General features: G+C 59.7%; 14 protein-coding genes. 5 read left to right on the forward strand and 9 right to left on the reverse strand.

Going from position 1 to position 13,977, the window contains the following annotated elements; all coding sequences use genetic code 11:
* From ACZ89R_RS03470 to ACZ89R_RS03490, 5 genes are read left to right on the forward strand one after another with little or no spacing between them, the layout of a single operon-like run.
* Entirely contained in the window at positions 1 to 948 is a 948-nt protein-coding gene (locus ACZ89R_RS03470) for an ABC transporter permease (protein WP_429546697.1), read from the forward strand.
* Entirely contained in the window at positions 945 to 1,799 is an 855-nt protein-coding gene (locus tag ACZ89R_RS03475; RefSeq protein ID WP_429546696.1) for an ABC transporter permease, read from the forward strand. The genes ACZ89R_RS03470 and ACZ89R_RS03475 overlap by 4 nt, the downstream gene beginning before the upstream one ends.
* On the forward strand, positions 1,796 to 2,782 hold the full coding sequence (locus ACZ89R_RS03480) for an ABC transporter ATP-binding protein (protein WP_429546695.1): 987 nt from the start codon (positions 1,796 to 1,798) through the stop codon (positions 2,780 to 2,782). The genes ACZ89R_RS03475 and ACZ89R_RS03480 overlap by 4 nt, the downstream gene beginning before the upstream one ends.
* Positions 2,779 to 3,750 carry an ABC transporter ATP-binding protein gene (locus ACZ89R_RS03485; protein WP_429546694.1) on the forward strand — a complete coding sequence of 324 codons (972 nt, stop codon included), beginning with the start codon at positions 2,779 to 2,781 and terminating at the stop codon, positions 3,748 to 3,750. Before ACZ89R_RS03480 ends, ACZ89R_RS03485 begins: the two co-directional genes overlap by 4 nt.
* Positions 3,751 to 3,783: 33 nt before the next feature.
* Complete coding sequence (locus tag ACZ89R_RS03490) at positions 3,784 to 5,298, forward strand: ABC transporter substrate-binding protein (RefSeq protein WP_429546693.1); 1,515 nt, start codon at positions 3,784 to 3,786, stop codon at positions 5,296 to 5,298.
* A 76-nt stretch (positions 5,299 to 5,374) separates the two neighbouring features.
* Here ACZ89R_RS03490 and ACZ89R_RS03495 read toward each other — a convergent pair whose 3' ends face one another.
* The 9 genes from ACZ89R_RS03495 to ACZ89R_RS03535 all read right to left on the reverse strand — a co-directional run bounded on the left by ACZ89R_RS03495 (position 5,375) and on the right by ACZ89R_RS03535 (position 13,952).
* Positions 5,375 to 6,322 (reverse strand): Csu type fimbrial protein, encoded by a 948-nt coding sequence (locus ACZ89R_RS03495; RefSeq protein WP_429546692.1) that lies wholly within the window; start codon positions 6,320 to 6,322, stop codon positions 5,375 to 5,377.
* 72 nt (positions 6,323 to 6,394) lie between these two features.
* Positions 6,395 to 8,752, reverse strand: coding sequence for a fimbria/pilus outer membrane usher protein (locus ACZ89R_RS03500; protein WP_429547915.1), 2,358 nt, complete (start codon positions 8,750 to 8,752; stop codon positions 6,395 to 6,397).
* 218 nt (positions 8,753 to 8,970) lie between these two features.
* The gene (locus tag ACZ89R_RS03505; RefSeq protein ID WP_429546691.1) at positions 8,971 to 9,759 is read right to left on the reverse strand and encodes a fimbrial biogenesis chaperone; all 789 of its coding nucleotides are present in this window, start codon (positions 9,757 to 9,759) and stop codon (positions 8,971 to 8,973) included.
* A gap of 30 nt (positions 9,760 to 9,789) precedes the next feature.
* Positions 9,790 to 10,287: a Csu type fimbrial protein gene (locus ACZ89R_RS03510; protein WP_429546690.1), complete on the reverse strand. Its 498-nt coding sequence runs from the start codon at positions 10,285 to 10,287 to the stop codon at positions 9,790 to 9,792.
* Positions 10,287 to 10,820: a Csu type fimbrial protein gene (locus ACZ89R_RS03515; protein ID WP_429546689.1), complete on the reverse strand. Its 534-nt coding sequence runs from the start codon at positions 10,818 to 10,820 to the stop codon at positions 10,287 to 10,289. The genes ACZ89R_RS03510 and ACZ89R_RS03515 overlap by 1 nt, the downstream gene beginning before the upstream one ends.
* 18 nt (positions 10,821 to 10,838) lie before the next feature.
* Positions 10,839 to 11,372: a Csu type fimbrial protein gene (locus tag ACZ89R_RS03520; protein ID WP_429546688.1), complete on the reverse strand. Its 534-nt coding sequence runs from the start codon at positions 11,370 to 11,372 to the stop codon at positions 10,839 to 10,841.
* A gap of 110 nt (positions 11,373 to 11,482) precedes the next feature.
* Positions 11,483 to 11,983, reverse strand: coding sequence for a Csu type fimbrial protein (locus ACZ89R_RS03525; protein ID WP_192344530.1), 501 nt, complete (start codon positions 11,981 to 11,983; stop codon positions 11,483 to 11,485).
* A 192-nt stretch (positions 11,984 to 12,175) separates the two neighbouring features.
* Complete coding sequence (locus tag ACZ89R_RS03530; RefSeq protein ID WP_429546687.1) at positions 12,176 to 12,673, reverse strand: Csu type fimbrial protein; 498 nt, start codon at positions 12,671 to 12,673, stop codon at positions 12,176 to 12,178.
* A 214-nt stretch (positions 12,674 to 12,887) separates the two neighbouring features.
* Complete coding sequence (locus ACZ89R_RS03535; RefSeq protein ID WP_429547914.1) at positions 12,888 to 13,952, reverse strand: 2,3-butanediol dehydrogenase; 1,065 nt, start codon at positions 13,950 to 13,952, stop codon at positions 12,888 to 12,890.
* Positions 13,953 to 13,977 lie beyond the last annotated feature (25 nt).

A 13,977-nucleotide genomic window follows, 5' to 3' on the forward strand; every position in this document is an offset into this window, starting at 1 on the left:
ATGAATCTGTCGCGTTACCGTTTCATCCTCTCACGCCCCCTGCAGCTGCTGCCGGTGCTGTTCGGCATCAGTCTCATCACGTTTGTGCTGGTGCGCTCGATACCCGGCGACCCGGCGCGCGCCCTGCTCGGCTCGCGCAGTACGCCGGAGGGGCTGCTCAGGGTTCGCGCTCAGTTCGGCCTCGATCAACCGCTGTGGATGCAGTACTTCTACTTCCTGAAAAACCTGTTCAATGGCGACCTCGGCCAGTCATTGCTGTACAAGGTCGATGCCTTGAAGCTGATCAGCACGCGCATCGAGCCCACGTTGTTTCTGGTGCTGGGCAGCGTGCTGCTGGCCATGTTGATCGCGGTGCCGCTGGCCACCGTTGCGGCCCGTAACAAGGGCGGTTGGGGCGACAACCTGATCCGCCTGTTCACCACCGCCGGCCTCGGCATGCCGGCATTTTGGCTGGGGATCATGTTGATCCTGCTCTTCAGCGTACAACTGGGCTGGTTTCCGGTTTCCGGCTACGGCCGTTCCTGGCCGGACAAACTGCACCACATGGTCCTGCCCTGCCTGACCATTGCCCTGGCGTTATCGGCGGTATTGATACGTAACCTGAGGGCAAGCATGCTGATGGAGTTGCAAGCCGACCATGTCACGGCAGCCCGGGCTCGCGGCCTGCCCGAAAACGTGGTGTTTCGTCGCCATGTGCTGCCCAACTCGCTCGTACCCGCCGTCAACCTGCTGGCGGTGAACATCGGCTGGCTGATCAGCGGCACGGTGGTCATCGAGAGTCTGTTCGCCATTCCAGGGATCGGCCAGTTACTGGTCCGAGGCATCTTCACCCGTGACTATATGGTGGTCCAGGGCGTGGCGATGGTGCTGGCCTGCGCCACTGTGGCGGTAAACTTTCTCGCCGACGTGGTGACAATCGCCATCGATCCACGGGTGAAAATCCGATGAGCAGCCAGGCAACGACGGTCCCCCGACTGAACCTGCGCCTGGGTTTGCGCAACCCTCGACTGGCAATGGGATTGGGCCTGACAATCCTGCTCGGTTGGCTGGTGCTGGCGATCTTCGCGCCCTGGATCGCGCCCTTCGATCCGATCGCCCAGAACACTGATATTCGCTTGCTGGCGCCCCATCTGGCCCATCCGTTCGGCACTGACAATTTTGGCCGCGACGTCTTGTCCCGAGTGATCTGGTCGGCCCGCATCGACTTGCAACTGGCGGTCATCGGGGTGATTTTCCCGTTTCTGATCGGCACGTGTGTCGGGGCTTTGTCCGGCTACATCGGCGGGCGTTTCGACACGTTCTGTATGCGCCTGATCGATATCATCCTGGCCTTCCCGTTCCTGGTGTTGATGCTGGCGATCATGGCGATCCTCGGTCCCGGCCTGATGAGTTTCTATATCGCCATGGCACTGGTGGGCTGGGTGTCCTACGCACGCTTGATCCGCTCGCAGATCCTGATCCTCAAGGAAAACGATTTTGCCCTGGCCGCCAAAAGCCTCGGCTTCGGCCATGGGCGCATTCTGTTCAGGCACCTGCTGCCGAACGCGATGTTCGGTTCGATCGTGTTTTCCATGTCAGATGCGGTACTGGTATTGCTCAACGGCGCGGCGGTCAGTTACCTCGGCCTCGGGGTTCAACCACCGACTGCCGAGTGGGGCACGATGGTCGCCGAAGGCCAGAGTTTCATTACCTCCGCCTGGTGGATCTGCACCTTTCCGGGATTGGCGATCGTCACCCTGGCCATGGGCTTCAGCCTGCTGGCCGACGCTGTTGCCGAACACTTGGGTGAACGCTCATGAGTGCGCCTGTGCTGAAGGTCGAAGAGCTCAGCGTTATCGCCCGCAAGGGTGAGCACGAGGTGACGCTGGTGGATCGCTTGTCCTTTGACCTGGCCGAGGGTGAAGTGCTTGGACTGGTGGGGGAAAGCGGCTCCGGCAAGACCCTGGCTTGTCGCGGTTTAATGAGACTGTTGCCGTCGCCGAACCTGCGTGTCGAAGGCACCGCCGTGCAACTGGCCGGGGAAAATCTGCTGCACCTGGACGAGGCCGGCATGCGCCGCATGCGTGGACGTCAATTGGGGATGATTTTCCAGAACCCCAGCAGCCATCTCGACCCGTTAATGCGCATCGGCGATCAGATTGGCGAAGGTATTCGTCTACACCAAGGCGCCAGCAAGCGTGAAGCCCGCGCTCAAGCCATCGACGTACTCCGGCAAGTGGGCATTCCCGATCCGCAGCGGCGGGTTGACAGTTACCCTCACGAATTTTCCGGCGGCATGCGCCAGCGAGCGATGATCGCCGTGGCACTGGGTTGCAACCCGAACGTGCTGATCGCCGACGAACCGACCACCGCCCTCGACGTCACGGTGCAAGCGCAGATCCTGCGCCTGCTGTTGGATCTTCGTGACCAGCGTGGCCTGTCGATCATCATGATCACCCATGACCTGGGGGTCGTTGCGCAGACCTGCGACTCGATTGCGGTGATGTACGCCGGACGCTTGTGCGAGCACGGCAACAAGCACGAGGTGCTGGCCCATCCACGCCACCCTTACACCGCGGGGTTGATCGACTGCCAGCCGGCCACCAGCCACGGTCACGCATTGCTCAAAACCATCGCCGGGCAACCGCCCCTGCTCGACGCCCTGCCCCAGGGTTGCCGCTTCAATCCGCGTTGCCAACAAATCGGTAACCGATGCACAACACTGATGCCGGGTTTGCAGCCGGTCAGCCATGGACACCGCATCGCTTGCCATTACCCCTTGGCCGCCGGAGACCGCTCATGACCCTGCTCAAGGTCAAGGATTTGCATGTGCGCTTCGCCGCGCCAGGCACTGGTTTGCTGGGCATGAACCGGCAATGGCTGACAGCGGTCAACGGCGTTTCGCTGACCCTCTCGGCCGGAGAGACGCTCGGCCTGGTCGGCGAGTCGGGCAGCGGTAAAAGCAGCCTGGGGCGGGCGATCCTGCACCTTAACGAGATTTACGCCGGGCAGGTGCTGTTCGACGGCATCGACATGGCCCACGCAGGGAAAGTCGACATCGAGCGGCTGCGTCATGAGACGGCGATGGTTTTCCAAGACCCTTATGCCGCCCTCAACCCACGCCTGAGCATCGGCCAGACCCTGGCAGAAGTGCTCCGGGTACAACGCAAGGTGCCGGAATCGCTGATTGCCGACCGTGTCGATGAACTGCTGACCCTGGTCGGTCTGCGCCCGGAATTAGCCACACGCAAACCGCACGCCTTGAGCGGCGGCCAATGCCAGCGTGTCGGGATCGCCCGTGCGCTGGCCGTGGAGCCGCGCCTGATCGTCGCCGATGAATGCGTCGCGGCGCTGGACGTGTCCATCCAGGGGCAGATCATCAATCTGCTGCTGGAGCTGCGTCAGCGCATGAACCTGGCGATTGTGTTCATTGCCCATGATCTGGCGATCGTTCGCCGACTCTGTGATCGGGTGGCGGTGATGTACCTGGGCAAGATCGTCGAAGAAGGCCCCGTGGAGGACGTATTTCGCTCCCCGCGACATCCCTATACCGCCGCGCTGATCCAGTCGATTCCAGAAATCGATCCGGCCCGAGCGCTACCCACCGACCCTTTGCCCGGTGAACCGCCCAGCCCTTTGCAGTTGCCATCCGGCTGCGCCTTTCACCCGCGCTGTCGCTACGTTCGTGCCACTTGTAGCCAGGTGGCGCCCCCTACCCGTCAACTCGACGTTCGCCGTTACGACTGCGTGCTCGAGGAGCCTTTGTTCTAAAAAACCACGTACTCATCAAGAAGGAGTTTGACCATGAGATCCAGGCATTTGAAATTGCTCGCCGCAGCCACATTGACCGCTTGCACCCTTGCCAGCGGCATTGCCCAGGCGGCGGGTGTACTCACCATCGGTTGCCGTGAAGAAAGCACCACGTTCGACCCGATCAAAAGCGCGCAAAACCGCGATACCTGGGTGTTTTCCAATGTCTACGACACGCTGATCCGGGTCGACAAGGCCGGCAGCAAGATGGAACCTGGCCTGGCTGAAAGCTGGAAAGTCTCCGACGATGGCCTGACCTACACCTTCAAAATGCGCGCGGCGAAATTCTCCGACGGCTCGCCGATCACGGCCGATGATGCGGCATTCAGTCTGTTGCGCACTCGTGATAACAAGGCCTCGCTGTGGAGCGATGCCTACAAACTGATCGACACGGCGAAAGCGGCCGATCCGCAGACCCTGGTCGTCACCCTGACCACCCCGTCGGTACCGTTCCTCTCGCAATTGGCCTCGCCGACCGTGTCGGTGCTCTCGCAGAAGGCCATGACCCGCATGGGCGAAGATGCCTATGCCCAGGAGCCTGTGGTGTCAGGGGCATTTTTTGTCAAAGAGTGGCTGCGCGGTGATCGCGTGAAGCTGGAGAAGAACCCGCACTTCTGGCAGGCCGACAAGGTCAGCCTGGATGGCGTGGAGTGGATTTCCATTCCCGACGACAATACCCGGATGCTCAAGGTGCAGGCAGGTGAGCTGGACTCCGCGATCTTCGTACCGTTTTCGCGAGTCGATGCGCTGCGCAAGGACCCCAACCTGACCATCCACTCCGACCCTTCCACTCGGGAAGATCATCTGTTGATCAACCATGAGCACGGCTTGCTGAGCAAGCCTGAAGTACGTCAGGCGCTGGACATGGCGATCAACAAAAAATCGGTGGTCGATACCGTCACTTTCGGCCATGGCCAGGAGGCTTACTCCTACATTCCCAAGGGCTCGCTTTACCACTACGCCAACAACTTGAAGCGTCCATTCGACCCGGCAAAAGCCAAGCAGATGCTGAGCGATGCCGGCGCAGCGGGCATGAAGCTGAATTACGTGGTCAACGCCGGCAACGAAGCCGATGAACAGATTGCCGTGCTGGTTCAGCAGCAACTGGCGGCTGTCGGTGTGACCGCCACCCTGCAAAAAGTTGACCCCACCCAGAGCTGGCAGATGCTGGTCGACGGTGACTACGACCTGTCCGTGATGTATTGGACCAACGACATACTCGACCCGGACCAGAAGACCACCTTCGTTCTGGGCCACGACACCAACATGAACTACATGACCCGCTACAAGAACGACAAGGTCAAGGATCTGGTATCGGCTGCCCGCATTGAAGCGGCCCCGGCCAAGCGTGAACAGATGTACGTCGACCTGCAGAAGATCGCCAAAAATGACGTCAACTGGATCGACCTTTACTACAGCCCTTACATCAACATTTCGCGCAAGAACATCGAAAACTTCCAGCAGAATCCACTGGGGCGCTTCTCTCTTGAGGAAACGGTGAAGAACTGAGTAATCGTTGCGCTGAAGCATGGAAAAACAAAAGGACCTCTTTTCAGAGGTCCTTTTTTATGCCTGGAAGCTCGTACTAGAACCCCACATCCAGCACCACACTGTCCATGTAGGTTCCCGGTGGCGGCGTGCTCTGGTCGAGGTAGATTTTGGCGTTGTAGTTGAAGATCTGACTGCCAGTGCCCAAGCCGTTGCCGGGGTTGACCTCGGCATCGGAACTTGTGCGACGCGCCGTGCTGACACTGCCCCAACGAGTGCTTCCGGCACTCTTGAAAATGTCGTAATCCAAGTAATTGCTGCCCGAGATCATCCGCCTGCGCCCGCCCACGCCGATAGCATGCTGACCATCGTCCAGCCCCACCGTGTAGGCACTGCCCTTGGTGCAGACCAGGTTGATCGTCTGGCCAGTGACGGTGGAGAAGGAGCTGATTGCCGAGGCGCTGCCAAAGCTGATGTTCGGCGCAGTGATCGTGCAATCGTTGTCCACGGTCATATTGACAGTCAGACTCGTGGAACCGCTGTTGATGTCTCGCCCCTGACAGCTGCCACCGCCACCATAGTCATGGCAATAATCCCAACTCCAGAAAATGTTGAGGGTTTCAGAGTAAATCCCGGCCGCCACGTTGCTGCCGATGATCGTATTCAGATAGATCGGTACAGCCTTGGCAACCGTTGGATTGGAAAGCAGGCCGAGGTCATCGATGATCGAGTGTCGGGCGAAATCGAACGCTACGCCGCGAGTGATCGGATAGCTGCTGCTGTTGTTGGCAAACAGTGTGTAACCAATCACATCACTGGTTGGCCCGACCACCCCTGCGGTTGCCGATGTAATGGTGACGTAAAAATGATCATCGCTGGCCAACGGCGATACCAACGAACCGGTGCAACTCAAACCGGCATGGGTGGTGGAACTGGTTTGCAAAGTGGTACGCACCGCGATCGAACTGAGCGAGCCAAAACCCGCCGGTGAAGTACTGGCCACCTCGCACAAGGCATCGGCCTGACACGGCAGAAAAATCGCCATCAGCCTGATCACTCTACCCGGCCATCCATCAGAAAATTGCACACCCACCTCCCTGTTCTAATCAATGCGGTTTCATTGGCATAGCAGCGGCCCGATCAACGGCACCTGGTCCTGTTGCATGTCCAGCGTGAACTGCGCCTGGCAAGTCCGGCCATCGTCCAAGGTCACCTGCAAACTGTTGTGCTCTTCCAGGTTTTCCAGATAAACCAGCCCGTCCCAACCGACCACGGCGTGCGTCCCGCTCTGCTCGTGCCGCACGCCGCTGCCCAAGGGCAATGGGTGCTGCTGCGCGTCCACCAACACAACACTCGCGGCAATGATCCGACTCAGTGGAAACTCCAGCAGGTAACCACTGCCACGGCGCACCGCGACTCGTTGTTCAACATTCGAACTCTGCACATTGGTCGGCAAATTCAGTGGGTCGATTTCATATTTGCCGCGGTAATAGGCGCTGCTCCATGGCACCAGCAGATGACCGTTCTTATCCGTCTGGCCCACCCGTTGATTTTCGTAACGCACCGGGATATCGGCAAAGCCACCCGTGCTGACCACGACGAAAGCATCATCGATACGATTGGCAACGAACACTTGATGGTCCATCCACACCAGCGAGCCGCTGGCATCGGCCCAGCGAGTCTCGGCGTCACTGCTGCCGTAAATCCCTGCCTGCAATTGCACCGACTGCAGGCGCCAGGTCAGGTCGGCCTGGCGATAATCCGGGCCTTCGTCGTGGGCATAACCGAGGTTGAAGCCCACGCCGCCTGCACTAGGCACCGCGCGACTGTAATTGACGCGCTGGCGGTTTATGCCGGTCTTGCTGCGCTCGCCACTCATGCTCAGAGTGCCACGCAGGTCGAACGGGATAACCAGTTGCGCCTGCATCGCCCAGTCGCTGTCGCCGATCTCACGATTGGCCGACACGTAAAAACTGGTATTGCGCCACAGTGGCTTGCTCCAGGTCAGATTGAGTAACCGGGTGCGCGAATCATCCGCCGCTCGCACATCGAAGTAGCCTGCGCCAAGGCTGCCCCAGCCGTTGAGACTGACGCTCAGGGTCAACTGCTCGCTGCGCTGGCTGAGGCTGACATAGGGGCTGTCGACCACGGTCAGGTCGGCGTACTGGTCGCGGCGCTGCATACGCTGATAGGCAACGCTGTAGTGCTGACTGCTGTATTGATAACCGAGGCTGACTTGCTGACCGCTATTGCCGTCGAACCGGCTTTGACTGATCGCCGTGTTGAGCACGCCGAAATTGCCCACGCGCAGGTTGCCGCCAACGCCACCAAGGGCCAGCGCGTCCGAGGCTTCGGCATGGGTTTCGAGGGTCAGACTGTCGTTCAGACCGTAACGCAGGCTGCCGGAGGTCACACCCGGACCGTAACCGAAATCGCGGATCCCGAAGTCACGACGCAGGGTACCGGCGGCCACCGAGAAATCCATCAGGCCTTTTTGCAGCAGGTTGCTGGTGACATAAAACGGCACGGTGGTCGAGACCTGTCGACCGAGGGCATCGGTCGTGACCACCACTGCTTCGCCCGCACCGTTGATGAACGGAACGTTGGTCAGCGTGTAGGGACCGGGCTGCAACTCGGCGCTGCTGGACTTGTAGCCGTTGATGAACAGGTCAACCGATGAAGGTACCGCCGCTTCCCCGGCGAACTGCGGCAACGGGTAGGTCACAAGGTCCGGACGCACGCCGAAATCGCGTGACACTTGCACACCGCCCAGGCGCACCGAACTGCTCCAGGGCAAGGCACCACTGATCAGGTCGCCCGCCTCGTAAGTCAGCAGGCGTTCATCATCGGAATAACGCCAGGTGGTGTCGTAACGCCGATAACCATTGTTCAGTGTGTCGTTACTGATTCCGGAAATCGTGCGCCGGTATTGCCCGGTGTTGGACAGCGTGCCCCAACTGTCAAATAGTCGCACCTCGTTCCAGGCTGCAAGGTAGGTGGCGCTGTCGTCGGTGTCATTGAGGTACAAGTCGTAGTTGAGCAAGGCGCCAAAACTGCTCAACGCCGCGGTGCGCGGATACGCCTCTTGGTTGCCGACAAATTGCTCCGGCAACCAGTCCGGCGGGACGGTCAACAAAAGCCGCTGCCCCTGACTGTCATAGTCACTTGTCAAACCTTGCAGACTGTCGAGGGCGACCTCAGCGTTGAGTGCTTGCGGCAATTTCATACCGATTTCGCGTAACGCCGCGACCGGCACAAAGAAGCGCCCGCCGCGCTGCTCCACTGCCACCACACGCCCGGTCTCCATTTGATTGACGATCAGTTCCAGAAACAATTGCGCGTCGGCAATCGCCGCCATGCCGCTGGGCGCTGGCGGCAGCTCTGCCCCCAGGCCGTGGTGGGCGAATACCAGACAGTAGAGGCCAATCGCGGCCCACAGCGGACGCTTGATACTGCGAGCCCAATCCTGGCTCATCACCGCTTTACGTCCGTCAATGGACATTTCCTTACTGTGGCGATCAAGAGGTGCGCACAACACTTGTGATGAGGGGGCTTACCCCCGCTGGGTCGCGGAGCGGCCCTAAAATCAGCGATATCGTTTTATCGGGTAGAACGCGGCTGCAGATTTTTACGACTGCTTCGCAGCCGAGCGAGAGCAAGCGCCCTCGTCACACTGTTCCTATCACCGGGCTATCACTGCCCCGGCGCAATATTCTGAACCTGCGGCGCACCATTGACCCGCACTTGCAAGACCTGATCCGCACTGATCGGCTCCGGTGTCGGCCACCGCATGATCGCCCCCGGCAGCACATAACCGAGCAGTCCCTCAACCAGCGGCCGTGTCTGACCGCCCTGCTTGAACGCAACATCGGTCAACCGGGCATGCACCGCGCCCTGATTGCGCACTTCCACGTAGGAACGGCCATCGACCGCCACTTTGCGCCAGCTCAGATCAGGCGCCCCGGCGCCTTTGGGGTCGCGTTTACGGGTCATGTCTTCCTTGCTCCACAGACCGGCGCCGTAGGCAAACAGCGGCACCGAATAGCGCATTTGAAACCGGATGGCGGCAGCGGTTTTTCCGTCTTCAGCCGTCACGGGTCTGGCCGCGGGAATTTCATCGATAATGATGCGATAGGCCAATTCCTGCCCCGGCGGTACATCGCGGGTACGGGTCAGGCGTACGAGTTGCTTCTGCCCGGGTTCGATTTTCGCAACCGGCGGGCTGCCAATGACATCGCGCTGGTTTTGATACTGATCGCTGAAACCACTCTGGCTCCAGGCAAACACGCGGATCTGCAGATTCGCCGTCTCGTTGCCGCGATTTTCCAGCCACAACGCACTCGCTTGTTGATCGGCCTCCAGCACCGGATCAATCGGCCAGATCAACACCGAACTGGCCGCCTGCACCTTGACCCCGCCCAGCAATGCCATTGCCAGCACAGCGCAACGCGCGGCTGGTAATCTGCGCAAAGGTGAATACATATGCCTGCTCCTTATGCCCGAACTACCGAGCTACCACGACAGCTGCACCTGCAGCACGTCGCTATAAATTCCTCCGGGCCGATCACCCGGTAACTGTACTTGTGCGTAGATAGGCAATCGGATGTTGTTCGCATCGCTGTAGGCCACGGCCACGCTCTGACCGATGCCCAGGCTCTCACTGAAGGCCGCGTCACTGAATAATTGATAGGCCATACGGGCACTGCCGTCATCAAGCTGCAGGTGTCGCCCGTTGCTGTTGTACTGGCCGCCATCGACGCTCATGTTCAGGCTCACGCCCGGCGTGCATTGCAACTGCACGCCGTCGCTCAATTGCACTTGAACAGTGTTGGTCGCCAACGCCGATTGAGTGCCGAAATCGAGGTTGCCGTAAGTGGAAACCCCGCCCATCACCAGACATGCCGCTGTCACTGTCGCGCTGACCTGAAAACTCTGACTGGTGCCCGCCGCCAGCGGCAGAGGTAAACCAGTCGCGCCGATCAGGATCAGCGCGGCAGGACTCCATTGCACTAGAAAGTCAATTCAACGGCGACAGAATCCGAGTAGGTGCCTGCGGGCAAGCCGGCCTTGCCCACGGCCTTGCCGTAGATATTCACCGTCTGCGCCACCCCGGTACTTTCTGCAAGTGCGATCACCCCGCCGATCGCCAAGACCTGCGTACGACCGGAGTCGGTGTACAAGTCGTAAGGCACGAAGTTGGTGCCACCATCGGTCAGTGCGCGAGTGCCGCCGACAGATCCGCCATCATTGTTGCCGGCACCGACTGTGACAGTCGGTAAGGTGCCACTGGAGCACAGGATTGACAGCGCGCCACCGCCGCCAGCGAGCACCTCCCCGTTTGCTGTAGTAAACAAACTGCCGGTGGAACCGAAGTCCAGCGTACCGAAATTCACCCCGCTGGTTCCGCCGGCACCGTTGATCTGACAGCTGCTACTGAGCGTCATGCTGGAAGTGAACTGGCCGGTCGTCGTGGCTGCCTGAGCGCTGCTGGCCAGCGCTAGAATGAGCACTGAAAATCCAATCCTTGATACGAGCGTATGCATGATGTCCATCCTCTGGGTTTACCAATCCAGCGTGACCGTCAAGGTGTCGGTATAGACCCCTGCCGGAACCGCGCCGGTATTCGCGACCACCGAGCCAAATACCGGGATTGGTACCTGGCCACCATTGGTTACAGCGAAATTGCGTTGTTGCCCGATGCTGTAGCTGTCGCCACCGGAAGCATCGAGGAACAATCGATAAGGGATGGTCTGGGTACCATTGCTCAGGCGCCGCGTGGTGCCGTCGCCATGGGTGCCGCCATCGATGGTCACCGTGAAACCGGTCACCGAAGAGTTGCAAGAGACTTCCAGCGTGCCGTTGCCGGCATCGCTCAGGTTGGCATTGATCGGGTTGGTCCAGGTCGGACCTTGCGAGCCGAAATCCAACAGGCCGACATCACCGACTGGACTGCCGACGCGGTTGGTTATGTCATTGGTCACTGCACAACTGGCGATGATGATCAGCCGCGCATCAATCTGCCCGCTGATCGCCGCTTGCGCCTCCTCGGCCAGTAGTAAAACTGTGCCAAGGGTCATCACCACCCAACTTTTCATCGTCTTGCACCGATCCCAGTTCCATCAGGATTCAAACAGTGGCCGTCCATTTGCGAACGACGTTTCCTTGTACTGCCCGAATCCATCGGACAGGTGTCACTCAATGCCTGCTACCAGCTCACGGTCACTTTCAAGAGATCGGAATAACGGCTGACGCGGGGGATCTCGGCCAACCGTTCGATACGGCCATACAGAGGCAAATCCACCGTACCTGAATCCGGCACCCGCCCACTCAAGAGCACATTCACCGGCAGCGGAATCTGCCGTGCGGCGTCTTGATAGAGGCGATAAGGAATGGGTTTGCTGTGCTCTGCACTACCCGCCAGATAACGGACCTCGCCGACGCCGCCATGCAGTCCGCCGTCGACCTGTAATTGGTAAGGGGTATCGGGATTGCATTCCAGGCGTGGCAGGCGTGTGTCAAGCAATGCTGCACTCAATGGCCCTGAAGGATCGTCCAGGCGGGCAGTGGTGCCGAAGTCGAGGACGCCCAATTGCTCGATACCCGCTTCACGCTGTTGGCCAACCAACTGGCAACCGCGCTGCACATTGACCCGGACCTCAACCTGAAGCTGCGCCGCCAATGCTGTCGTACTGAGCATCGTGCTCATGACCGCCAAAACCCCGAGCCCATTCAAATTCCCATTCCCTTTAAGGGGTTATTCGCAGGCTGAGGTTAGCATCCAAGTGGGAAACAACACGTCACATCCGCACCTTTGCGACGAAGGGGCATATTGGGTGTGTATCAGGGCATCGGCAGGATTTCTGAAGGAAGGAACCGTGCTTGACCACAGTCTTTAAGGTCAAAAGGTGACGGTGGCCGTCATTGTGTCGGCATAGGTGCCTGGCGGACTAAGCTGCCCCGCCGCTACTCGACCATAGACAGGGATCACCTGAACGGAGCCACTGCCGGTTCCAGTGATGAGCCCGGTGCCACCGGTGTCGCCCCAATTGGTCGCCCGCGTGACGTCCGAGTACAGCGCATAAAACAGGATGCCTGCCGGAGTGCCGGACATCTGCCGGGCGGTCGCGGTGCCGCCGCTCGTCCCGGCACCGAGGCCCACACTATAGGCAGTCGTGTTGGTGCAGTTGACCGACAGACTGGACTCAGCATCGGCTTGCACACCTGTATAGGCACCGAAAGCCAAAGGAGAGGCGGTGATGCCGCAGCCGGCCACAATGCTTGCGGAGACGGTGAAGGTCGCAGTGGAGGTCGCTGAAATGGCCAGAGTGGGCAGCAGGCTGAGGGTAAAAACGCTCAGGATGCCGACACGGGCGAGAATGCCTCTATCGCGCTGCATGCGAATCTTCTGAGTGTCATTACTAACCCAAAGAGGAAGTGAGGAGGATTGCGTGCAATGCAAAAACGTAATGGCGATAACTCCCTGTAGTACTTGGCGGACGATCAGGTTTTTTCAAAGTTCTGAAAGAACCTGATCGTCCAGCCTGGACTCCAAAGCGTAGTCCAGAGTGGGCCTCTCACGGATGTTTCGTGGCCGCACGCTTCAGGTGGCCTCAGAGCCGAGCGGGTGAAACGATGATTTTCACGTTATGTTCCTTGTTGTTAACCAATTCCTCAAAGCCCTGCCCGACGATCTGTTCCAGCTGAATGCGCCCGGTTACCAGGGGTGTGATGTCCAGCCGGCCATCAGCGATAAAAGCAATCACGTCAGCGAACTCGCCGTTGTAGGCGAGCGCACCCAGCACCTGTTTTTCGGTGGCGACCAACTCGAAGAAATTGAACTCGCTGGGTTCCTCGAAGATGCCCACCAACACGCACATGCCGGCCTTGCGGATGAGGTCGATAGCGAGCTTGGCCGTGTGTTTGTTGCCGATGCATTCGAAGCTGACATCCGCCCCAAGTCCGCCGGTCAGCCGCCGCACCTCTGCCAGAGCGTCACATTCATTGGGGTCTAGCACATGGCTCGCCCCAACCTCCAGAGCCTTGGCCTTGCGCGCTCCCGACATTTCCAGGGCGATGACCTGGGCCGCACCAGCAGCCTTGGCACACATGATGGTGCACAGGCCGATGGTTCCCGCGCCAACCACCACTACATTTTTCCCCAGTACACTCCCGGCCTTTTTTACCGCGTGCATGCCCACGGCCAGCGGTTCGATCAGCGCCCCGGCCTCGGCGGGAAAGTTGGCCGGCAACTTGTACAGCAGATTGGCCGGCACGTTGACCAACTCGGCGAATGCACCGTTGTTCATCAGCCCGGTGAAGGCCAGGTTCTCGCAAATGTTGTACAACCCATGGGTGCAGTAATAGCAGGTGCCACAGTGCTGACATGCATCGGCTGCCACCGGCTCGCCCACACTGAACCCCTCAACACCGGCGCCGATTTCGACGATCTCGCCACAGAACTCATGACCGAGAATGCACTGCCCCTTGATACCGGTCAGCGGGTGTGGCGCATCCACCGGGATGAACACTGGCCCGGCCACGTATTCGTGCAGGTCGGAGCCGCAAATACCGCACCATTGCACGCGAATCTGGACCCAGCCCGCAGGTGGCGACACGGGCAGTGGAACGTCTTCGACACGGATATCGTGACGGCCATGCCAGACAGCGGCACGCATGCGGCGGGTCGGATCAATTGAAAGG

Source organism: Pseudomonas sp. TE3728, assembly GCF_056279145.1.